This window comes from Sphingobacterium thalpophilum, from assembly GCF_901482695.1.
Classification (GTDB): domain Bacteria; phylum Bacteroidota; class Bacteroidia; order Sphingobacteriales; family Sphingobacteriaceae; genus Sphingobacterium; species Sphingobacterium thalpophilum.
In genome coordinates this window covers 4,867,832-4,890,988 of the sequence record NZ_LR590484.1, presented here as the reverse complement: position 1 = coordinate 4,890,988, position 23,157 = coordinate 4,867,832, and the positions used below count along the sequence as shown (strand labels likewise).

Here is a 23,157-nt window from a genome sequence, read left to right as displayed (position 1 = left end):
GGAATTTAAATTTAACAGTTATTTATTCCTGAGGGCCTCTGGTTCTGGGGAAGTCCGACGATTGGACTTTGTTGTCTTCATTGATTTTTTGCGCTGCTGCCATAGAAACGACCAAATCATTCAACATGGAGCTCGCCGCTGTCGGCGAGTTGGGCAGCAGCACCAAATTGCTTCGGCTATTGGCTCCAATGGCATTCAACGTATCGTAATGTTGAGTAACGACAATTAAAGCAGAGGCTTCCTGAGCGTTAATATTAGCGGCGTTCAACATTTTCACCGATTCCTCCAGTCCTTTGGCAATCTCTCTCCGCTGGTCTGCTATCCCCTGCCCCTGAAGTTTTTTGGATTCTGCCTCGGCCTTCGCAACCGCAACAATTCGTATTCTTTGTGCTTCAGATTCATACTCTGCAGCTGTTTTTTCACGCTCTGCAGCGTTAATCCTGTTCATGGCGTGTTTTACCTGTTCATCGGGATCAATATCCGTCACTAAAGCTTTGATAATATTGTAACCATAGCTTTGCATGGCGTCCTGCAACTCGCTTTTTACAGCGTTTGCTATATCATCTTTTCGTACAAAAACATCATCCAATTTTGTTTTCGGCACTTCCGCACGAACAACATCAAAAACATAGGATGTGATCTGATTTTCAGGATTTTCCAGACGATAATAGGCGTCTTTCACATTTTCTCTGATCACTTGGTACTGAACAGAGACTTTTATCTTTATGAAAACATTATCCAATGTTTTGGTGTCGATGATCACATCCAATTGCTGTATTCTGAGATTCAAACGTTTGGCAATCTGATCCAAAAAAGGAATTTTTAAATGCAAGCCGGCGTGGCTTACCTTTAAAAACTTGCCTAATCGCTCAACCACAGCGGCGGTTTCCTGTTTTACCGTAAAAAAAGATGCAAATAATGTGATAAGTCCGAAAAAGACGATAACTCCTAAAAATATCATAACTTAAATTTTGATTGATGATACACAAATTTACGTCTTTACATCGTCATTCCTATAGCAATCCCATTATTTTTCGGTAAGAATAAGTTGCCAACTACTTTTTGCTCAATTTCTGTAAACGCTCTTTGGCAGATGGAACGATATCGTCATTGCCTTCATAATTATCAATTAAGCTTTTCAATGTACTCTTTGCCTGGAAAGTGTCGCCCTTGCGGGTATAGATATCTGCTAACAATAGGAAACTTCTGGCCACCCAGTACTCGTGTGCTCCCCTATTATTGATCACATCAAAGGCCGTTTCTTGGGCTTTATCGTATTGCTTATTTTCATATTGCAGTTGTCCAACACGATACCGTGCCTCTGCACCGACCGCTCCCTGGCTCTTGAGAGCGGCGAGACTGAGCTCTTTCATGGCGGACTCTTTGTTACCCTCCTGTAATAAGGCTCTTCCGCTATATAAGTATGCCTTGGCAATTTCCTCCTCAGAAGCGCCAGGGTACTCTTTTATCAACTTTACATACTTGGCCATCTGCTCCATATCGCCGAGTTCGAAATAACACGCGATCAAGTTAGTTACAGCGTAGCCATAATGTTTTCTATATTCTGAATTGAGCTCTAATTTTTTGAGGTGTACTATGGCCTCATTGTACTCTTTGAGCTCCAGATATAGCGCAGCAACCGTCAGAAGGGTATTCTCTGTATATTTGCTCGTCCAGTCATTCAGGATGATATTTAGGTCGTGCAACGCCTCCTTAGGATGCCCGGTACGATATGAGCTGACCCCGCGGATGTAACGCGCGTATTTCTCTTGTTTGGGCTTTGGAAACTTATCAAAATAGGCGTTGATCGCTTCCACAGCTGCGGCATACTCTCCCTTGGTAAACAAAGAATGGGCTGCTTTGAACGCCATATCATCTTGCTCCGAAGGACTCAGGCTACTGACATCAGTGCCGATCGCATAACGGATATAGCTCGACGCATCGCCCTGATCGAGGTAGATGTTCTCGATGAAACGCATTGCTTGTTGTGCCTCATCGGTCTTGGCATATCTCTCCACGACCTTTTGGAAGGTCGCTTTTGCTGCCTCGGGCTGATCGTTGTTGTACTGCACGAGTCCTATCGTCATTAATGCCCGGGGAAGATAGCTACTACGTGGATACTTGTCTATCATAGCCTGCAAGCCTTCGATAGCCCGGTCATAATCTCCCATAGTGAAGTATGTGTATGGGATCTCAAAAGCCGCGTCATCTGCATAGTTGGAGCTTGGAAATTGTTTTACGACAGACCGCAGGGTACTTAATTTGGTTTCATTGTCTCCCTGCAATCCAAAGATAACGCCTCTTTGGAACAAAGCGTAGTCCTGATTGGGAGCTTTACTGTTGATCAGCTGATCATAGTACTGGTTGGCGCGACCATAGTTGCGTAGACACAAATAAGAATCGCCCAAACGTGCGATGACGTCATAACGTATGCTCTGATCTACAGAACTTCCCTCGGCAGCCAGAAAACGTTCAAAATAATCGGCCGCCATACCAAAACTGTTATTGCGGAATGCTGCATATGCCAGGCCATAATTTGCATAATTGTATACTTCAGTATTTCGGGCGGCAGGCAACCGAAGGAAACGGGAGAAATTTTCCACCGCCTCGCCGTATTTCCGCACTTCATACATCGCTTCCGCTTTCCAATAGGTGGCCAATGCAGCCATTTCTGCATCAACCGGAAATTTTTCCGATCTCATGAACATCGATATACTATTTTCGAAAGCACGTTCGTTATAAAACTCCAAGCCACGGTAGTACGTTGCCTTTTGATAGGTCGCATCTGTTTCCCTTGCCCGATCCTTTATCGATTCCAGTAGACTTACCCCAGCATGAAAGTTACTGGTGCCCAGTAAGATTTGAGCTGACAGTGTTTCGGGACGTTCTTGTTTTTGGGTACCCGGATCAAGATCACCATATTCTTGAGTGATATATCTCGTGAGAACTTGCTGTGCGGCCTGGGTAGAGTCCAATTCGAACAGGATCTTGGCATAGTTATATAGTCCATCTACTTTTAATTGTGGGTCGAAATCCAAGTTCATCGCCTTAACAAATGCATTTCGTGCGCCTTGTTTATCGCCAGTTTCCATCGCAATATGACCTAAAGTCATTATGGAACCTTGATAAAAAGCATCTGAAGCCACTAGCGACCGCAAGATAGAGGCCGCTCTTTCGTATTCGTGTGCTTGGTAGGCCAGAAAGCTAATGCGATAATTATCAATATTGTTGCGTGAAGCATTGGGATGCCGTTTCAGTAACTCGTGGTAATAAGCTTGCCTGAATCCCTTTCTTGAAAAATAGGTAGCGGTCGCAATTTGGCGCAGTTCAGCTTCAATGGCTTCCCGGTTGATATGGCGCATATCGGGACTTCTGCGAACCTTAACGGCATCGGCCAACAACGGCCGGTAGTCGCGTACGACATCAATGGAATCCATAGTGGCCACTTGCCCTTCATCCCGTTGCTCACTGGACTGTGGCTTCTCTTTCTTCTCTTTTCGCTGCTTGTCCACTTCCTGCGCATATCCTGTAACCAGCGTTGCCGAAAGTACCCCGGTAAGCAGGTATTTCAGGTAGTTGTGGCTGATTCTTTCTTTCAATATCATTGTTCGTCCGTATTTCTGAGTTTTCCAAACATTCCCTTTGTAGAGGAGACAATATTTTGATGTTTCTCTAGTTAGTACAACCAAAACTAAAGAATTCCGATCACAAATTAGGTAAACCGTCCGTAAAAAATTGGACATGTACCACTATCGACAACAGAATGGGATTATGGGGACGGATGCTCTCAGCGTAAGAAGAAAGGCGCCCTTTTGGCGCCTTCCTGTAATTAAATTGTATTTTCCCAAGCTTTTAACTGATGATCTTTCAACATGTCTTCAATTACCTTAGGAACGACATTTCTGAATTTTCCTTCATCAGAAGGTACAATATCGATCATACGGTCGATCATTTCTTGCGGATCCATTTTGCCCTCTGGAGTTGCAAAGAAGTCATCAAATCCTTTGCGCAGGTCAGCTCGTTTGGTGAAGTTGACTTCATCATCTAACCAACGGAACGGATTGTCTGCCATGGTTTCATTATAGCCAGTGTAATAGGCTCCCGGATTGATAGTCTGTACTTTGATCCCGTATGCCTGAAGTTCTTGCTGCAAGGCTTCTGCAAAGGATTCCAGTGCGTGCTTGGTAGACACGTAGGTTCCCCAGTTGGCCGGTGTAAACAAACCTCCCATGGATGAAGTGAATACCACTTTTCCCTTTTTACCTTCTCTTACCCATCGTTGGACGACGCCCTGAGTTAGAACTAAGGGTAAAAAGACATTGACCTCATAATTTTTTCTGACCAGATCCACAGGAATCTCCCACACTGGTCCTGCTTCTCCCATACCTGCATTGTTCCAGAGTATATCAAAATCCCATTTTAAAGCTTGCTTGATGTCATACTGATCGGTAAGGTCCAGACGCTCCACACGGATCTTATTGGATAGACCCAATGCTGCTACTTCTTCGCGAAGTGGGGTCACCTGTGACGATACATGCACTGTGGCGATGATGTTATGTCCGTTTTTAGCCATCCCTATTGCTGCTCCTTTGCCGAAGCCTGAACCTGCTCCTGTAATTAAAATTGTTTTAGTTTTCATTATTGTAAATTTTTGAGTTAGTAATTATTATTGGTTATTGCCTTTGTGTTTTTTTGAACTATTAAATTGCACTTTGATGGAAAATTTCCGCTCCTGCGGTCGCTATTTGAAGGTCTTCGGTAACTGCTCCCCCTGAAACTCCGATGTATCCAATGATTTCGTTATCCTTTACAATAGGCAGGCCACCTGCGAAACCGACTAATCCGCCGTTTGTGTCTATCATCCCATAGGTAGCGGCTTCGGGCTTTAGATATTCGCCCACGTTTTCGCTGCTCGTTCTGAAAAGACTGGCGGTCTTCGCTTTTTTTATGGCAATATCCATTGACCCTAAAAAAGCATAATCCATTCTTTCGAACGCTTTCAAATGCCCCGCTGTATCTAAGACAGCAATGTTGGCATTTACATTCAGTTGTATCGCTTTGGCTCTGGCCATCTGTACAACTTGTCGTGTTTCATCAAGATTGATTTCCATAATGTTGTAAGTTTTATATTTGTTTCATTCTGCTATGACAAAGTTGCAACAGATTTAACCGGTTCCTTATAGGAAAAAAATCCCTGTTATTATGAAAATCAAACCTGTTGTCCTTTTTTCCCACTTTTCCTATCTTTATAGGACAAAACCAGATATTAGATCTATGAAAACCCGTTCGGACCACAAGGAAATTGACCTTCTTCGAAACTTTCCTGAGTTGACGCCTATTTATAGGGAATCCCTTGATTCTAAGCAGATCAAAGTATTTAATCGAGAAATTGAGGATTGTAGAAATTATCTTTCGGCCAATAGACGGAATTTCTATAAAATACTAATGATCACGGGCGGCTACGGAGTGTTTACGCTGGGGCTAAACAAGTATCAGATTGACAGACCTACGATTATTTATATTCATCCAAATGATATTATCTCCTGGCAGAAAACATCAGGTGAATCCGCTGGGTACTACCTATTGTTTAAGAAAGATTTTATCAATCATCATCCTATGCTGAAGTCTACAATTGACAGATTGGCCTTGTTTAGCGACAAAAACAAAAGTGTAATCTGTGTTGAAGAGAGTGATTTACCCGGATTTAAACAGCTTTGGGAAAGTATGTATCAGGAACAGGAAAATCAATTGGGTGCAGAAGCTATCCAAGCATATATCCAATTGTTGATGATTGATAGTGCAAGAATGTCGAAAACTGTCGTTCCCGAACATACAGAAGATGATTATGATCATATCCACCGCTTTTTCGGACTGCTTGAGCAAGAGATTGCTAAGATCAATTATGAGAATCCAATTAAGCTGAGGACCGCTCAGGAATTTGCCGATTCCATGCAGCTGCATCCAAATTATTTGAATCGAATATTAAAAAAAAGAACCGGGCAAAATGTGAGTACGCACATAAAGGCAAGGTTGTTAGATGAAAGTAAAGCTCTTTTGCTGCAGACATCATGGTCCTTAGAACAGATAAGTTATGCCGTGGGATTTTCGGATCAGCCCAATTTTAATTTCTTTTTTAAAAAATACACAGGTGTAACACCCAATACGTATCGAAAAACGGCAATACGGTAGCCATGGCTTTATTATTTTCGTTTCTTCTCTGCTTGGCTATCCGAAAAATTCAGTCAAAAGAATGTAAATGTGCGCGGTATGCGGTACAAGTTACCCGTTCAGTTTCGAAGTACTGATGCGGGCCTAACCGTAATCCTTCTATTTGCATTTCTTCCAAAATTTTTAGATACGAGTCATTGGTCTACCAAGTTTAAGCCGAAATGTCGCTTTCCATCTTGTGCTACCGTCACTAAAATAGTTTATACTTCTTGCAGATAATTTCTCTTACCGGGATTTAGTTTTTTCTCAGATTCTTCCGGAATCTCCAATATATGAGGCCACTCGACCCCACATATTTTCAGTCAGTACTTATCCTTTCGGAGCGAATAAATCATCTGAAAAATCTGTGGATCTACCATTGATTTAGTAAATTTCTATTAAATTTACTAAATCAATGTAATTCGACCTCATATTAAAAAGTATCGCCGAGCATGTTACATTAAACCTGCAAGAACAGGAATTTGTAATTTCACTTCTGAAAGTCAAAAAGGTAAGACGTCGGCAATATTTACTTGAAGCAGGAGACATTCAACGACATGGTATTTTTGTTAACTCCGGCTGTCTACGAAGCTATTCGGCCTGCAAAAACGGAATTGAGCGTAATCTGCAGTTTGCCCCTTCAGGTTGGTGGATCGGAGACCTCAATAGCCTAAAATATAGACAGCCCAGCATATTGTATATAGATGCGATATTCGATAGTGAAATAATCATGCTCGCAAACTCGGACCAAGAAATGCTTTATCAATCTATACCTCAGATGGAACGGTACTTTCGGTTAATTACTGAGCGAGCTTATATACGAAGCCAACAACGTTTGGTCGAGACGTTGAATATGCAGGCAAAAGAACGTTATGAGCAATTTTGCAAGCATTACCCCGACTTGATCAGGTCTCTTCCCAAAAAACATATTGCTTCTTATATTGGTGTGACCCCTGAATTTTTAAGTACTATAGTCTAATAGCTATAGTTTTTATTCTTTTGATATATAGAGTCCCATTGATCACAATGTGGAATACTTAAGGTATATTAAGTTTAATACTTAATATACCTTATTCTTCGCCATAACTTCTCTCTTTAACTTTACCTAACGAAAGCAAACGGCGCACCTATCCTTTTGGGAGTTTATAACACACCCGTACTGTTTGAAGTGAAAGGAACTATTTGCGACCTTTTAAATGTTAAACAAATTAGTTAAATAATTAAACACTCGTATCAAATTTAAAAGTTATGGCACTTACAACACGGATAAATGCGAATGATGTCGCATTTCTATTAATTGATCATCAGAGTGGTCTATTTCAGACAGTGAAGGACATTGAAGTACCCACGTTAAGGAGTAATGTTGTTGCACTCGCTCAGATCGCGGCAGTCGAAAACATCCCTGTGATCACGACGGCCTCTGAACCAAAAGGGCCTAACGGCCCTTTGATGCCTGAAATCCACGAGATTGCGCCTCATGCGCAATATGTGGGTCGCACAGGCGAGGTAAATGCTTGGGATACTCCTAGCTTTGTTGAAGCTGTAAAAGCTACTGGTAAGAAAAAATTGGTTATTGCCGGTGTATTAACAAGTGTTTGTGTGGCTTTCCCTGCAATTTCCGCAGTTGCCGAGGGTTATGATGTTTTCGCTGTCATAGATGCTTCCGGCGATATGAGCTCGTTGTCTACCCAGGTTACAGTAGCAAGATTACAAATGGCTGGCGTCATCCCAATTACTACCACAGCTGTAATCAGTGAGATACTGAAGAGCTGGAAACATACGGAAGCTCAAAAATATGCCAACGCACTTTCTTTGGTGATGCCTAATTATCAGGCCTTGATTGAAAGTTATTATAAAGCACAGGAAGTCGCTCTTGAAAAATAAATTGGCGTTCTAGTCGCATGTTCTACCGCGGGATGATATTGAATCGTTCGTCCCGTGGTAATCTTGTCCTCTTCACCCATTCGGATATCATGCCTTCATGGATACTAAGTTCGCGGGATAGGTATTTGATGCTCAAATGGGTGTTATTGCAAAAATATTGCCCCTCAAAAGTTTTAGTCCAACTTTTGAGGGGCAATTCTCTTTTTGAACAACCGTATTATCGATTGCTATGATGATAGCTTAATCGAGTGTCCCGAATTTCCCAGCCTGATAATCTTCAAAGGTCTGATAGATCTCTTCCTGAGTATTCATCACGAAAGGACCGTAACTTGCAATGGGCTCATTGATAGGTTCACCACTCAAAACGAGCAATACGGCTTTTTCCGTCGCCCGAATAAAAATCTCTTCTCCGTCATTTCTAAACAGGATAAAGCTATGCTCTTTGACTAATTCTTCATTCACCTCGATCTCACCATTAACGACGAGTATAGCCGAATTATGCGTTCGGGGAAGCGAAAAATCAGTGCGACCGCCTTTTTCCAGTTTGATGTCGAACACGTTCACCGGCGTATACGTACTCGCGTGGCCTTTTGTATCTTCGAAATTTCCTGCGATTACATTGACGAGCCCTGCTCCCTGAGGCAGCTTCACTTTACCCATTTGGTCAGCCGCGATCGCCTGATAATGTGGCGATGTGACTTTATCTTTCGCAGGCAGATTCACCCATAATTGTACCATTTCAAAAGGACCACCTGTCTTCGAAAAGTTTTCCTCATGATATTCTTTATGCAATATTCCCGCGCCAGCAGTCATCCATTGTACATCGCCCGGATGGATAACTCCACTATTGCCGGAACTATCATGGTGAGCAACGCTTCCTTTATAAGCAATTGTCACTGTTTCAAATCCTTTATGGGGATGGACATCAACACCGCGAGGATGGTCAGAAGGGCCAAAATCATACTCAGCGTTAAAATCTAATAACAAGAATGGACTCATTCTTTCCTTTGTAATACCCCTACCCGGCACCATATTAAACACGCGGAAACCGTCACCCACCATACTTGGGCGGGCTGGACGAGGAAAGATTTTTTCAATTGATTTTTTCATTTTATGAACTCCTATTTTACAGCTTTATCGCATCGTTGATCAGGCTGAGAATATATTTCATCGTTACATCAACGGTGTATACAAATTTACCTTATATAACTGCTCTAAAGATTAATGTACATTAAGAAATAACATCCATGTGTATCACTCATTAAACTTAATACTCGAGTGACCTTTGTACCAACGATCCGATTTTAGCAGCTGCGTAGCCACAAATCGCTCAAACTGATGATCGGTATTTCGCATGACGGGTCCGTGTCCAAAACATATGATAGCAGGACTCAGTTTTGCTAATTTCTGCAATGATTTGATATTGAGTTGCTGATCTGAAGTAAATAGCTTTGGTGGCAGCCGCAGGCCTGTGGCTGTGGTAAGCAGATTCATATTCGTCGCTACGTCACCGAGTATGAGAACACCGTCTCGTTCACGGAACAAAGAAATGTGCCCGGCCGAATGTCCGGGTGTCTCTATGACCCGAAAGTTTCCAATCCTATCGTTTTCTACGACCGTCCCTGCGACGGAATGCCCCTGCCCTGCCCAATATTTTTGTTGAAGTCTGGCGACGCAATGATGCGGAGCTGGGTAGTCGCTGGTTACCAAGCCTGATTCGGTTCTGAATACTTCAGCAGGATGACAGAATAAGGGAATGTCAAAATCCGCACATACCCGATCGCTACAGCCTTGGTGATCTGCGTGTGCATGCGTCAGGATATGTTGGTAAACGTGAATGCTCTGGAGAGCTTGCTTTATGGCCGTATAGGAACTTCGTATACCGGAGTCTACCAATACACCTTCTATAATATAGCAATTAATGCTATCGCGGGGCAGCAGTGAAAGCTGGTACACTTCAGGAGCAATTTGACGTAACATAGTTCTTTTTACGCAAATGTACAGCACTGATTTCTCATTGATAAGGACATTTGTCCTATAATACATTGAGTTTATGTATTTGTCCTTTGGCACGTGTAAGCGACCGCTGGGTGATGCCGAGGTAGGATGCGAGATCTTGATTAGTTACGCGCTGGACGAGCATCGGTTCACTGCACAGGACATGGCGATATTTATCCACTGCAGACCGATTGTTGTAGTTCAGTAGATAACGTTCTTTCTGTTTATACTCCTGCTCCAATATCAACTTTATAATGCTGTTCCAAGCATTGACATTAAGTAGCAAATGCTGATAGCCGGGATAGTTTATTTCATAGATTATACTATCTTCTATCGCCTGGATACTCCTGCAGGATTTTTCCTGCGCCACAAACTCAGCAAACGAGGTGACAAATTCGTTTTCAAACTTAAAGCAGGTGATATTTACCTTCCCTTCGTCGTCGGTAGCATAGGCTTTTACGGCTCCGCAGGCAATAAAGCCTATGTGGCGACAGAACTCATCTTCACGCATAAAAAAGTCGCCCTTTTTTAAGATGATGCGCCGGAAGAACGGTATAGAACACTCGACTTCCTCAGCTGATAGCTGTCCTGTTGAAAATAGATAACTTGTTAATACATCAGCCATTATGTGTTATTTCGATCTTTTATTTCGTTCATTTGCTGTCTATGGATTATATGGTAGATCCTGTCTCCAAATCTAGCAATTATCGTACGGGCAAAAAAACGTAGCGAACGAATTCTTCGGCATGACGCCTGCCAGTATCTGACGCATGCGGCATTTATTATATGATTAATTTTAAACCGAACGAAATATTACGGCCGGGAAGTGGCGCCAAGTATTTAAGGGTTGAGTTTTGCGGACGTGCTTCGGTATTCAGTAGGTTTGTTCCACTAATGAAATACATAATTTCATAGCTTTTAATTCTCATTTTATAACCCAATTGTCCTGCTACCAGCGAGTAAGCAGGCATTGCCGGTTCCATATTGATATTTTTACCTAAATATCGTTGTTTCAAGTACCGTTCGAAATTGCCACTTCCGAAGAAGTTTTTGAATTGTACTGACAATGAAATTCCATATCGGCTTGTTGGTAGATTTGGCATGTAGTCGCCTTCTGCCCATTTACGCATGCTGTCATCGGAGGTATTCATATTTTTGACAAGATCAGCATAAGCATTCATTTCTACCTGGCGATTTGCAGACCATGTATGCATATAGCCGCCTTCCAGTTCCCAGCCGTGAATTTCCGTGTCCGATGCCCGCCATTCTTTTACCAAGAATCCACCAGAGCGAGAAATGCCGGTATGGGCAAGATATAAATAATTCTTAAAAAAGCTTCGATAACGGGCGGCCGATAATTTAAACCCACCATGTTTTATTCCCCCAGAAAACTCATAGGAGTTTGAAAGCTCCTTCACTAACCGGTCGTCCCCATTCTCCTCTACCAACATTGCAAAATGATCATTACCAGCGTAAAGCTCATTAACCCCTGGCGCGCGCTCCGCATGGGAGCATGTAGCTTGTACATAAGCAATATCAAATAAGGTATATCGCATATCTCCAGAAAGCTGGTTTAACTGAAAATGCCGGTCAGAGAGACTTCCTCCGGAAAGCCCCCGGCTCCGCTGGTAAGTGGGATCGCTCAGCGCACGGCGGCTAGCCCAATCATGACGATAGCCCAGCTTAAAAGCAATCGGGTAAAAATCAAGCGACTGCAACGTAAACATCCCACCTTCACAACTCGAACTATTGGGAATATAGCGCCGCTCACCTTGTCCCTTTAATTCCAAATAGGAAAAGTCAAATCCGCTGACACTATGCCAAAAAAACCTGAATTGCTGTGTTAGCTCTGTACGAAGCGTATGGCGCTGGCTATCAAACTTATTGACACGATATTTGCCCAGAAGTTCGCGATCATCGGATAGTTCACCTCTATACTTCAGTTTGATCTCTGACATCAGTTTTGTTTTTGTTTTTAAGGCAGATTCCAATTGCCAGGCATAGGAATAAGTACGTGTATTGATTGCTTCATAGACCGGAATCCAGGCCGCTGTATGGCTGTGGACAGGCCTATTCAGCTGAGCAAATCCGGGGACACCATAATAACCTTCAAGGGCATATAATCCCAGACCTATCCGAAAGTTTTCCCTGAGGTAACTAGCTCCTGCATTAACCGAACGTCTGTCGGCATGACTGTTGGGCATTATGCCCTTTTTCACAGGAGCGTAATCTGTAATCCCATGGACAACTTCGGAATAAAGTGGCGTATTTGGATCTTGTCCCGCGATATATTTGTCATTTTTAGGGTTCGGTACCCTTTCGCCATTGATAAACGAATAACTTTCGAAGGTATATAGATCAGCTTCGGACAAGCCCCAGGTTGGATCGCCCATGTTATCGAGTACAAACCGGCTCAAATACGGATATAAGGTCAGATTTTGAACGGTCTCGCGCTCGACGTTTACCTGTGCCATGGCGGCGGTTAGTGGATCAATTGTTGGATCATAGGCAATCGGAGCTTTAGTATTACCGGGTATTTTGAGATGACCATGCGCTTGTCGCATAGCGCCGATATGTGCCACCCAGTAATTTCCAATATTGGTGTTCAGAGAGAGCGATTGGATATTTCCGCTATTCGTACCCAATTCTGATACCGCCTGGCCTTTGATCCGCTTTTCTAAACGAGCTATAGGAATCGTATTATCTTGCAGATTTACCGCCCCACCGATCGCTTTTCCGCCAAATAATACAGTCGAAGCTCCTTTATACAGGTCTACTTCACGTAGATTGTGGATATCAATATTGGGGTTTAGGTTTGGACTGATTCCCGATAAATCATTGATCGAAAGACCATTGTTCAACACACTGACTCTGCTTCCGCTAAGACTGCGTATCATGGGCATCCCCACATTGGGCCCAAAAGAAGCGTTCTGCACGCCTGAAATATGGCTCAAAGTCTCGCCAATCGTCTGTGCCTGGGCACGGTCCAGCTGATTTCGATCAAGCTTTGTCTTCTGCCATTGATCCATGATAAGGCCAGTCGCGCGCGCGGTCGGCAGCTTGATGTTTCGCAATGTATCGACTGATGCTTCGTTTTGTGCCTGTACAGATCCTGCAGTCACCAACGTAGCCAGGGATGCGAAAAATATTCTTTTCTGATGGGGTACCATATTGTAATCTATTCCTGTGTGTGCTGCAAAAATAGAAAAGAAAGTATTAAATGCAATAATGTTGCATTAATAATTTACAATCATTACCTTCGTCAAAATTTTTCAAACGATATGAAATACATCAACACACGATCTGCTATTACAGCTGCCCTGATCCTTATGTTCAGCGGTCTATCATCCTGTAAAAAGGAAACAACCCCCGCTCCTTCTGAAATCCTGCTGTCGTTGCCTTCGCAGGTTAGTCTTCGCTACGGCGAGACCCGGGAGATTAAATTGTCGGATAACCTATTCTCAGCTGCTGGACTGACGTTCAGCTTTGACTTTTCCCAGACCCAGGATGTCAATATCGGTAACGGATATAAACTCAGCGACAGACTAAACCAGGCTATTAAATATCATAGCGAAAGCCAAAGTATACAGATTAACAGTGCACTGCTGTATCCAAATGGTGCTCAGTCCATCGATGCGCGTATTCCTGATGAATATAGGATCACGTTGGTTGCTAAAGAATCGCATGGTGCGGTGGTAGCCAAGGAAAGTTTTTCATTAAAAATAAGTAGTGGAATGATTGGTATCAAGGGGCTAAAAAGCGACAGCGGGTTACCTTATTCCTACGTGCTGTATAGTGACCAAGCGACTGTTTTTGAAATCGATCCTCTTGGGCTTCCTACTGCTGGCGCTAGCTTTCATTTAAAAATGAAAGATGGGCAGGAACATATAGCTTCCATCGTGGGCGCGAATATCAAACTTTCCAAAGATGCCGGCGATCCGGAAAAGAAAGCTGAACAATCGTTCGAACTAACTCCAGAACTTAGGAAAGATGGTTTTCCTGTGGCTTCGACAACCTTAAGGGTCATCCTCATTCCACAAATTAAATTTTTGTTTGGGCAATATTACCCCGACCTAAATCTGACCATCGATTTCAGTCTCCTCCATATTGGTCTTTCAAACGGTTATGTGTCTGCAGCACCTACTCTTTATCCCGAGAAATATAAATCTACTTTTGAGCTTGTTTCGATACAAAAGGATGGGCTCGCGTTTGCTGATACGGAAAAGCTGTTTAGCGTAAATACCCAAACAGGGGAGATTACCGTGAAGAAAAGTGAAAGCTTAATGGCTGGTAGCTACAAGATAACGATTAAGGCACTGACAACTACAGGTCTTGAGTTTGTTACGTCCCTTACGCTAGTGATGTCCGCAGGATAGTCAAACTAACTATACATTTACCGCCATGCCCCAAAAAAGGCAGGCGGTAAACATCCATGAAATATTCAATGGCTTATTCAATGGCTTAGTCCCGCGAATCGAGGTTGCGAAGAATGCTGTAATCGATATAAAATGTGCCAAAGGGCACAAAACAGGCCAAAAGGACCTTCCAAGTCGTTTCCCGAAATTTCCACCGCTCTTCGACGCCAACCCGAAGTGCATTGAAAATGAAAAGAAGAAACAATGCGCCGTGCACAGGACCTATAGCCTTTACAGCTGCAGGGTTGTCAAAAAAATGTTTCATCGGTACTGCTACAAAAACAAGTACGAGCAAAGAAACGCCTTCCAAAAAAGCGAGCAGCCTTAGCCGGCCGACAGATGTAATAAAATAGTGTTTCATCTTTAGTGTATTCTTAAATAGGGTCTATTCGCCAGTGGTGAAAATGGCCAGGGTATAGCGATAAAAATGATTAACAGAGCGATTGAATACCAGAGGAGCATGGTCCTAAACTTTTCCCGATCAGCAGTCCTGCGCTTGGCGAGGGCCGACCCGATGGTAAGTATCACGATAGAGGCCAGCATCAGGATCACATGGATCAGCCCAAAAAAGGTCATGTCGAAATCCTGAAATGATTCCGATGACCAGTAGCCCTTGGCGATCTGACTATTCGTAAACAGCATGATTCCCAGCATCAGTTGGACATGCGCAATAGTTGCCGTCCAGTGCCTGACGCTGTCATCGGCCTTGGTGAACGGGGTGTCTTTGAAATACCCTATGGATGCCTTGTAGATCGCATAAAGCAAAAAGCCCAGTACAAGCCATCGTGTCCATGAATGTAAAAGTAATAATGTGGAGTGCATTGTATGTTGATATTTGTCTTTGTAATACATTATTTGCGGAATGGATACGCGCCGAATTTGTGAACGCGGCTCCCGATTTCAAAGATACATTAAAAACATACTATATGGTATGTTTTTAATGTAAAAAAATTACTCCGGTTAGCTGTAGCGGGCAATTGAGCATTACGTTCAGCATTGCCTGCAATATAGCCCAATGCAGTTATCTGAGGCTCGCCAAGTAATTCTTTAATTCTTTCAGGTAGGGCAAATAAACGGTTTTGCTGTTTGCCAGTTTTCCGAAATTCCGGATGCCCCAATAGCCAGATATGACAAAAAGCGTAACTTGCCCAGGCACCACATCGGCGCGAATCAGCCCATCCTGTTGCCCTCTTTCAAGTGCCGCCACCATGACCTTTGCCCATTCATCCGCAAGCTCTTCCAGTACTTTAGTGAACTTGGAATCCCAGGGCGTCATTTCCTGGGTGAAATTGGCTGCGGGACAGCCATATTCGACCTGTAAGAATTCATCTTCCAACAATAGATAACGGATCAGCCCGTAGATGCTATGGACAGGATCTGCCCCAGACCGTAAAGGCTCGATAAAACTTCCGTTTAAAGTCGGTTTTAGTATTTCGTTTATGATGGCTAGGCCCATTGCATCTTTCGATTTGAAGTGATAATAGAATGCTCCCTTGGTCACCGCTGTGGTGGCAATTATTTCGTCGAGCTGGTGTTCCGGTATCCTTTTGCATAGATAAGCTCAAAAGCTTTACGAAGGATCATTAACCGGGTTGTTTCTGCCTTTTTCATGGTAAATACGCTGTGTTCGTTATTGTCCTTTGAAAGATACCCATAATTGGGTGTTCTCTGCGTTTTAATTTTCATTTCTTCTTGTCAAGCTGCTCAATATAATCTAAGATTAGCCTGATGCCCTCATCGTGAGGAACGGTCGTGCCGATCTTGGGCATATGAAGCTCACCGGAAATGGTGATTCTGCCGGCAATTTTCGCTTGCTTGAACAAGATACCTGTCTCATTCACTGGAGTCTCATACCTCAGGTCAAGTTGGGTAATGCCGCCAATACCCCCGGGACTGTGGCAATGTGCACAGTTGATGTCCAAGTAAGCCCGTGCCCGCTGGTCCAGCGGTGTGGAAAGAGCCTTATAGTCGGTCATCTTGTCTATTGCCGCTAACGATTTGAGTTCCAGCTTCCCCCTTTGTCTGAGGTAATCCAGCTGATTCACTCGCTTATCCCCTCGGTCGATTTGGACATTGAGATTTCTGAGTTTGGGGCCGATCGGAAAGAGACCACTACCCTGCCGGTGGCATGCGATACAGTCCGCCCTGGATGGAATTTTGTAGGCAGTTTTCCTATTCCTTCGCTTTTCATCCCAGAACGTAACTGCAACGGTATCGCCCCTGGTCAGTAAGAAGGCGTCATCTTGCCTCTCGTTCCATCTATAGGTAGCTGCATTCCACTGCGATTTATGCTTAATCAGCAGTCGCGTTTCTATAATACGTTTTCCGGCTCCAGGTTTTCTAACGGTGTCGACATAAAAAAAGGTCTTGGCCAGTATCGTACCGTCCGGAAAGTCGGGAAGCCCGCTCCCTAGGGCAACCATCTTTCCACCTTGGGGAAGCAGAAGAATACGTTGCTTTTCAGCATAATCGGTAAAGAGCGCTGACGAAACTTCTAGCTGCTCAGCCTCTGCTATTGGCGTAAGGTCTGACAACTTACCCTGAAATAATCCGTATTGGGAAAGCTTCTTCTTGAACTCAATATTATCTTCAATATTTGAATTTATGCCATTGTCGTTTAGTACGATCAAAAGTGCCGGTATAAAGATAATACCCAATAATACGATATAAGCCTTATTCATGAATGTTGACTCGTTTTGGACCAATGGCACAAATGTAAAACAATAACATACTATATAGTATGTTTTTAATGTCAATTTTCGCTGAAAACTGGATAAAATCCTTGCGAAGATCTTCCACCGAGCTTAAACCACGCGAAACGCGATAGCTATTTATTCACCTTTTCATATAAATATCTTTTTTCGTGAACGGCATAGTTCTCGAAATTGTTATGTTTTATAGTTGAAGACGGTCTACAAGCGAAATCTTCTCAGCTTTCGACTTAAGTATCACGCAGTTTGCACAATTAAAAGAATCGCTAATCATAAAAAATATATTATGGCATTATTTTCAAACGATTTAAGCAAAGAGCCGGTATTTGACGGCATTGGTTATGAACCGTCGTTCTTTTCGAGAAAGGCAATGGTCTCGACCAAAACAGATTACAGCAAAAAAAAGTACAACGACACCAACAAGGATACCAGAAAAAAGATCCTCGTTCTCTGTACAGAACAACGCTATATGACAATGAAAAACGGAAAAAAATTCTCTACAGGTAATCACCCTGTAGAGACGCTGGTACCTATTCTTCATTTTGAGCAGGCGGGATTTGAAGTTGACTTTTACACGCCAAATGGCGATTCAGTTAAGTTTGAAATGTGGGCGATGCCCTATGAAGATGAACACATCGGTAAGATCCTCGAAAAGTACAATACGCAATTTTCAAATCCTCATAGCCTCAAAGACTTTATCGCTGACAGCCGGAAATCTTATGTGGACTATGTGGCTGTGTTTATTCCGGGAGGGCACGGAGCAATGTTGGGGCTGCCAGAAAGCAAAGATGTAAAGGAGCTGATCAATTGGGTGGTTGCTGAAGACAAATACTTGCTGGCGATCTGCCATGGCCCTGCGGTGCTCTTAAGTGCAGCGGATGCTAGCAGCGAGGGCAACTTTCCGTATAAAGGATATAAGATCAATTCTTTTCCTGATGAAATGGACCTTACATTGCCAGAAAGTGGATACCAACCCGGAGAGATGCCTTGGTTTAATGGAGAAAAATTAAAAAAGCTTGGTGTGGAAATTCTAAACAAGAAGATCAGCGGCGATTGTCATGTGGACAGAAAACTAATTACAGCAGACAGCCCACTTGCCGCGGATAAATTTGGTAAAATTTGCGTGGAAGAACTTCTTGCTTACGAAAATCAAAGATAAAAAAAGGATCGCTTTTAGGTTGCCGACCCCTCCGGTCCGGCAACCACTTGTAAATGAAATCATCGGGACTTAGCAAAATTGTCGGACAACCGGCCGATTTCTTTTGTAGACAGTCTTTTATTATCCGACGCGATCACGATGCGATATCGAAATGTGACAGACTTTCCCGGTTTCAATGTCAAATTTAGGGCTTCAGCACCTTTGCTGAACACTTTCTGTCCTAATGGATTGGCGGCAAAAAGCCCATAGCCTCTCGCATGCCAGTAGGTTGGATATCCTATATTGTCGGGGTGGTCCATGATAACAATACTGATCGTATCCCCCCCCTTTCTTCCCATAGAGCATACACCATCTGGCCCTTGAGCCCCATGCTGCATCTCCGGTCTTGTCCTCGCTGGTCAAATAGTTGCCGGTAACCGTGTTAGGATTGCTCTTTACTCACTACACCATGCGTATCGGTAAACTGACGTTCTTCATCGGACGGTAATTCCAGTTCATGAGCAACACGCAGGCCGAGTAGACCATCTTTAACATCGGTAAAAGATACTGGTTGCTGAGCAGTGAGGATGGTAGTACGGTCAATCGTTCGGACCCTTCCTGTTGACTGAAAGACTAGCGTGGTACTTTCTTTCAACAAAACCTGTTGTTTTATATCGCACCAGTTCGCGGTATAGTTTATGAGTCCCGTATCGCCACCTTTAGCTTCGTTGATGGCAGTCGTCTTAATCCAGCCGTATTTGTTGTTTTTATCCGGTGGTATGGCAGAGGAATTGTTCCAAAAATCGAGTCCGTTCACACTTTCATAGTTCATCCATAGGCCAACGTGATGCGGATGGTCGGTGGGTTCATTCGCTCGTGACATAAGTGGATAGCCACGTGTAATAACTTCTCCATTGGCGGCATGGATGGGGAATAGCGTCGGTTTTTCCAGATCATCAGGATAAATAAGAGCAGTAAAAGGTTGGCCATCTGCTTCGACAGTAACGCTTTTGTGCAATTTATCGTGTCGGACGGTGATCTTTTGTTTATGTTGTGCATATATGGGCCCGACCATGGTTGCTAAATGTAAAAGAGATAGGATAAAATGTTTCATGTTGGTTAGCTATTTTAAACTTAATATTTGAATACCTTATCACCGGCGATAACTTCCTGTCGTTCACGGTCGAAGATTACTTTTTGGCCCGTACGGTAGGCAGCGTTGGCCATAATGACGGCGATCGAATGATTATAGCCCGCCTCGACGGTCGCATTGGGTTCCCTACGACTGCGTACACATTCCATCCAATTGCGTATATGGGCCATGGTTACGGGATCACCTCCGGTATCAGCCGATGTCGCTACACGAATATCATTTAAGCTTGTTTCGGGTAATAGATTGGGCTTGAGGCCCATCATGCTGGCATATTTTTCGGTAAGGCCTCCTAAAGGCGTGATTTTATTCGTATCGAGGTTAAGTGTCCCGCCATTACTGTAGTATATTTCTTTTACCTCTTCCCCATCTGCAACACCGGAATTAGTCTGTCTCGACTTGAACAACACCTGAAACCCTTTGGTCTTATCATCAAATGGGCCGTAATCAAATACTGCAGTAAATGTATCGGCATTCTCGCGTCCATCTTTCCATACATAATTTCCGCCGTTGACTGCTACGCTGCGTGGATGGGGAAGGCCGCTAAACCAGTGTACCGTGTCGATCTGATGACATAACCATTGTCCGGGAATACCAGATGAGTATGGCCAAAATAACCTGTATTCGAGATAATGTCTCGCATCGAATGCTTCATACGGCCTGTTGAGCAAAAAGCGCCGCCAATCCACATCTTCTTCCCGAAGCTTGGCGACTAAGGATGGTCTGCGCCAACGGCCAGGCTGATTGACATTCCACGTAAGCTCTACCATCACAATATCGCCGAATTTTCCGCTTTTTATAAAATCATCCGCGGCAAAATAATTCGCTCCGCTCCTCCGCTGCGATCCAATCTGTACAATCTTGCCACTATCTCTTACCGCTTTTAATACGGCTCGTGCGTCATCCATGGTTTCTGCCAGCGGTTTTTCGACAAACGCATCTTTACCGGCCTTAACGGCTTCAATTGCATGCAGCGCATGCTGGAAGTCCGCCGTTGAAATCATTACAGCGTCAATGTCTTTCAGTCCATAAAGCTCTTCATTGTTCCGACAAGAGGTGATATCGTGTCCCAGCTTTTGTTTCCAAAAGTCAGTTCCTTCCTCCCGACGTAGTCTCCAGATATCGCTCACAGCAATGATGTCAAAATTTAAATCTTTGTAAGCGGCCAGAAACGAGGGCGCGTGAGCTCCCTTGTGGCGGTCAGAAAATCCAATTACACCGATATTTATGCGTTCATTTGCACCAAGGATTCTGCGATAACTGGAGGCACTGAAAGCATTAGCCCCAGTATACAGACTTGCTCCAAGCAAGCTTGCTTTTTTGATAAAATCTCGTCTTGAACCATTCATTGAATTAAGTTTATATACCTAGTAATATAATATGACATGTTTTTGTTTTGCCCGATAAAACGATTTGGTAATAAAAACGGTATTTATCATACATCGGAAGATAACATTCGCTAGGATATCGGCGATGTGCTTGATATATTAAAATAGGTGATTAATTAAATTTTTCTTACATTAGCTACGTGCAACCGTAGTATTACCACATGTTGCAGAAAATTTAATAAACCGACAGAAGCATTGGTCGAAATAGATAATGCTTTGAAAGTTAATCAAAATTATGATATGCATATTTTAATCGGACCGCAATTTTTTGCACCTTGGTAATGAGTAAAATGTCTGTGAAGATTTCAAGCAGGCTTTGTCCTTGAATCTCGAAAATAATCCTCATTTTGAAGTACACGAGAATTGTAGAAAATTGAAGATGTTATGTTAGACAAACATTCGTAAGGCAATCTTGCAGTTTTCCTTAGACAAATATGTTTTTTAGGCAACCCAAAATAGTGTAAATTGAACGTACAAGTAGCTAAGAAAATTTTCCGAAAAATATGGCTGTCCATTTTGTTATTAACGTTTAGCCATTTCGTGCACGCGTCTATACAAACCAGCAACAATAAACATGTTAACACAGTTCGGGTTGTTTATTTTTACGCTGCTGACGTAGAGGCGCCTCAAGGTTGGAGTAACCGCCTAGATCGAATTCTTAGAGATATCTCGTCCTATTACAAAGAGGAACTTGAAAATTCAGGCGTTAAAAGTAGCGGAATTCCATTTGAAACGGAAAATTCGGGCTATCGATACCACCTCGTTCAAGGCTGTAAGCCGTCAGCTGATTATAACATAAATTCTGGGACAGAAATAGAAAAGGAAATTTTCGAAAAGTTAGCCCCTGTTATGAATCCAAGTATAGAGCATATCCTTGTAATTACTTCATTAAACTATAAAAATGAGAAAGGTACCTATGTATTTCATTCGCCATACTACGGAAGGGGATCTGCTTCCTCTGGGTTGTGCATGGTTGCAGACTGCGAACTTTTGGACCCGGAATTCCTAAGCGACTCAACAACAAAAATGGTTTTTACAGAAATGTTTGCCACCGATAAAGAATGTTCTGTCGGAGAGTTCAACAGTTGGTATTTAGGGGGAATAGCTCATGAAATGGGCCATTTGTTCGGATTACCACATGACAACGGCTTTCCTGGCGAATTCAATAAAAATAAAATCTCCTTAATGGGAGAATATGGTAGCCGACATTACAAAGAAGAAAAATGGGGTGGTATAGTCTCCTCTAAGTTATCCCGGGCCTCGGTGTTTCAGTTGAGTAGTCATCCGATTTTTACTCAAAGGCCAAAATCTATTTACAATAAGAATGAATTTCTACTGCAATCCTACAACTTATCTCTTTCCGAAAGTAATACGAAGCTAAAACTGTATTACCATGCAGACACAATACCATACGGCGCTGTCACGTTAGTTCGTCCTTACCATATCTCAGAATATCTGAGCAGCAGCTATATCACGGTCATCAATCAAAGAAACTCAGCAGAGATTGACATTTCTGGTTTTGAGCTCAATACACCTCATGAAATCAGGATATTATTTTTGTTTAACAATGGATCTATTAAAGAATACCGAAAAATGATACTGCATAACGATGGTGGTCATTTTTTGACTTTGGATAATTATGGTCAAGCAACTGTAAATGACCTTATCAGATTAATAGAACGCGATGACCAACATAGTCAAAGACAGACAAAACTAAAACTATTACACCAATTGTTGCAAGACCAAACACCAGTAAGCCTTGACAACACAAATCTTGACAGCATTTTTCTTTCGGATGCAAAATGGGATGACGCATCTGTAGGCTGGGAAAACCCCGCACGAAATTTTTACACTACTGAATCGAACAAACTATTTTTCCTGGAAAGCAATGGTAAGATATTTAATAAAGGGTTATATGCACATTCCCCTTCTGTTTATAAGTACAGTCTAGCAAGAAAGTGGAAAAAACTGCATATCATGGCTGCTTTACGGGACGGAGCAGACAAACCCGAAGGTATTCAATTTTTCATTCGAGGTAATGGAAAAATACTGTCTTCGCACGATGTCAAACCAGGCGAACAGCATTGTTTTGATCTAGATGTAACAGAAATCGATGATCTCGAGCTTTGCACACAAGATAGGACAGGAAACAACTTTAATGCTTGGTCGATCTGGTGTGAACCACAGCTGACTAGATAGTATGTGAAAAAGCTGCCTTAGGTCTTTTTATTCTTCGCACGGTCTAAAAATGTCACCAGAGTTTTAA

20 protein-coding genes are annotated in these 23,157 nt (G+C 42.9%); 5 read left to right on the top strand and 15 right to left on the bottom strand.

Features of this window, described 5'->3' with window-relative positions; genetic code table 11:
• Positions 1–22: 22 nt before the first annotated feature.
• The 4 genes from FGL37_RS20470 to FGL37_RS20455 all read right to left on the bottom strand — a co-directional run bounded on the left by FGL37_RS20470 (position 23) and on the right by FGL37_RS20455 (position 5,111).
• The gene (locus tag FGL37_RS20470) at positions 23–961 is read right to left on the bottom strand and encodes an SPFH domain-containing protein (RefSeq protein ID WP_028069646.1); all 939 of its coding nucleotides are present in this window, start codon (positions 959–961) and stop codon (positions 23–25) included.
• Positions 962–1,055: 94 nt separating this feature from the next.
• Positions 1,056–3,605, bottom strand: a complete 2,550-nt coding sequence (locus FGL37_RS20465; protein ID WP_028069645.1) for a tetratricopeptide repeat protein — start codon at positions 3,603–3,605, stop codon at positions 1,056–1,058.
• A gap of 224 nt (positions 3,606–3,829) precedes the next feature.
• Positions 3,830–4,639, bottom strand: coding sequence for an SDR family oxidoreductase (locus FGL37_RS20460; protein WP_028069644.1), 810 nt, complete (start codon positions 4,637–4,639; stop codon positions 3,830–3,832).
• A 61-nt stretch (positions 4,640–4,700) separates the two neighbouring features.
• Positions 4,701–5,111, bottom strand: coding sequence for a GlcG/HbpS family heme-binding protein (locus FGL37_RS20455; protein WP_028069643.1), 411 nt, complete (start codon positions 5,109–5,111; stop codon positions 4,701–4,703).
• A gap of 163 nt (positions 5,112–5,274) precedes the next feature.
• Here FGL37_RS20455 and FGL37_RS20450 point away from each other — a divergent pair, with 163 nt between their 5' ends.
• Together FGL37_RS20450 and FGL37_RS20445 are read left to right on the top strand one after the other, a co-directional pair.
• Positions 5,275–6,189 (top strand): AraC family transcriptional regulator, encoded by a 915-nt coding sequence (locus FGL37_RS20450; protein WP_028069642.1) that lies wholly within the window; start codon positions 5,275–5,277, stop codon positions 6,187–6,189.
• Between the two features lie 1,266 nt (positions 6,190–7,455).
• Positions 7,456–8,091 carry an isochorismatase family protein gene (locus tag FGL37_RS20445; protein ID WP_028069640.1) on the top strand — a complete coding sequence of 212 codons (636 nt, stop codon included), beginning with the start codon at positions 7,456–7,458 and terminating at the stop codon, positions 8,089–8,091.
• 240 nt (positions 8,092–8,331) lie between these two features.
• Here the strand turns inward: FGL37_RS20445 and FGL37_RS20440 are convergent, their stop codons facing one another.
• The 4 genes from FGL37_RS20440 to FGL37_RS20425 all read right to left on the bottom strand — a co-directional run bounded on the left by FGL37_RS20440 (position 8,332) and on the right by FGL37_RS20425 (position 13,259).
• Positions 8,332–9,153: a pirin family protein gene (locus tag FGL37_RS20440; protein WP_262709474.1), complete on the bottom strand. Its 822-nt coding sequence runs from the start codon at positions 9,151–9,153 to the stop codon at positions 8,332–8,334.
• Positions 9,154–9,345: 192 nt separating this feature from the next.
• Positions 9,346–10,071: an MBL fold metallo-hydrolase gene (locus FGL37_RS20435; protein WP_051606766.1), complete on the bottom strand. Its 726-nt coding sequence runs from the start codon at positions 10,069–10,071 to the stop codon at positions 9,346–9,348.
• Between the two features lie 55 nt (positions 10,072–10,126).
• Entirely contained in the window at positions 10,127–10,714 is a 588-nt protein-coding gene (locus tag FGL37_RS20430; RefSeq protein ID WP_028069638.1) for a Crp/Fnr family transcriptional regulator, read from the bottom strand.
• A gap of 157 nt (positions 10,715–10,871) precedes the next feature.
• Positions 10,872–13,259, bottom strand: coding sequence for a TonB-dependent receptor domain-containing protein (locus FGL37_RS20425; protein ID WP_051606765.1), 2,388 nt, complete (start codon positions 13,257–13,259; stop codon positions 10,872–10,874).
• A gap of 111 nt (positions 13,260–13,370) precedes the next feature.
• Here FGL37_RS20425 and FGL37_RS20420 point away from each other — a divergent pair, with 111 nt between their 5' ends.
• Entirely contained in the window at positions 13,371–14,465 is a 1,095-nt protein-coding gene (locus FGL37_RS20420) for a hypothetical protein (RefSeq protein ID WP_028069636.1), read from the top strand.
• Positions 14,466–14,550: 85 nt separating this feature from the next.
• On the opposite strand, the gene FGL37_RS20415 is transcribed toward FGL37_RS20420, so the two are convergent.
• The 4 genes from FGL37_RS20415 to FGL37_RS20400 all read right to left on the bottom strand — a co-directional run bounded on the left by FGL37_RS20415 (position 14,551) and on the right by FGL37_RS20400 (position 17,185).
• A complete protein-coding gene (locus FGL37_RS20415; RefSeq protein WP_028069635.1) occupies positions 14,551–14,865 on the bottom strand; it encodes a DUF3817 domain-containing protein in 315 nt (104 codons plus the stop codon).
• Between the two features lie 2 nt (positions 14,866–14,867).
• Positions 14,868–15,326 carry a hypothetical protein gene (locus FGL37_RS20410; protein ID WP_028069634.1) on the bottom strand — a complete coding sequence of 153 codons (459 nt, stop codon included), beginning with the start codon at positions 15,324–15,326 and terminating at the stop codon, positions 14,868–14,870.
• A 199-nt stretch (positions 15,327–15,525) separates the two neighbouring features.
• Positions 15,526–15,960: a TetR family transcriptional regulator C-terminal domain-containing protein gene (locus tag FGL37_RS20405; protein WP_232048794.1), complete on the bottom strand. Its 435-nt coding sequence runs from the start codon at positions 15,958–15,960 to the stop codon at positions 15,526–15,528.
• Between the two features lie 226 nt (positions 15,961–16,186).
• The gene (locus tag FGL37_RS20400) at positions 16,187–17,185 is read right to left on the bottom strand and encodes a hypothetical protein (protein WP_051606763.1); all 999 of its coding nucleotides are present in this window, start codon (positions 17,183–17,185) and stop codon (positions 16,187–16,189) included.
• Positions 17,186–17,501: 316 nt separating this feature from the next.
• On the opposite strand from FGL37_RS20400, the gene FGL37_RS20395 reads away from it, so the two are divergent.
• Complete coding sequence (locus FGL37_RS20395; RefSeq protein ID WP_037533019.1) at positions 17,502–18,374, top strand: DJ-1/PfpI family protein; 873 nt, start codon at positions 17,502–17,504, stop codon at positions 18,372–18,374.
• A gap of 59 nt (positions 18,375–18,433) precedes the next feature.
• On the opposite strand, the gene FGL37_RS25990 is transcribed toward FGL37_RS20395, so the two are convergent.
• From FGL37_RS25990 to FGL37_RS20385, 3 genes are all read right to left on the bottom strand, one after another.
• Complete coding sequence (locus FGL37_RS25990; protein ID WP_197734489.1) at positions 18,434–18,712, bottom strand: DUF6807 family protein; 279 nt, start codon at positions 18,710–18,712, stop codon at positions 18,434–18,436.
• 83 nt (positions 18,713–18,795) lie between these two features.
• A complete protein-coding gene (locus FGL37_RS25985; protein ID WP_197734488.1) occupies positions 18,796–19,428 on the bottom strand; it encodes a DUF6807 family protein in 633 nt (210 codons plus the stop codon).
• 59 nt (positions 19,429–19,487) lie between these two features.
• Positions 19,488–20,852 carry a Gfo/Idh/MocA family protein gene (locus FGL37_RS20385; RefSeq protein WP_028069632.1) on the bottom strand — a complete coding sequence of 455 codons (1,365 nt, stop codon included), beginning with the start codon at positions 20,850–20,852 and terminating at the stop codon, positions 19,488–19,490.
• Positions 20,853–21,356: 504 nt separating this feature from the next.
• Between FGL37_RS20385 and FGL37_RS20380 the strand changes: the two genes are divergently transcribed.
• A complete protein-coding gene (locus FGL37_RS20380) occupies positions 21,357–23,090 on the top strand; it encodes an NPCBM/NEW2 domain-containing protein (RefSeq protein ID WP_028069631.1) in 1,734 nt (577 codons plus the stop codon).
• Positions 23,091–23,157 lie beyond the last annotated feature (67 nt).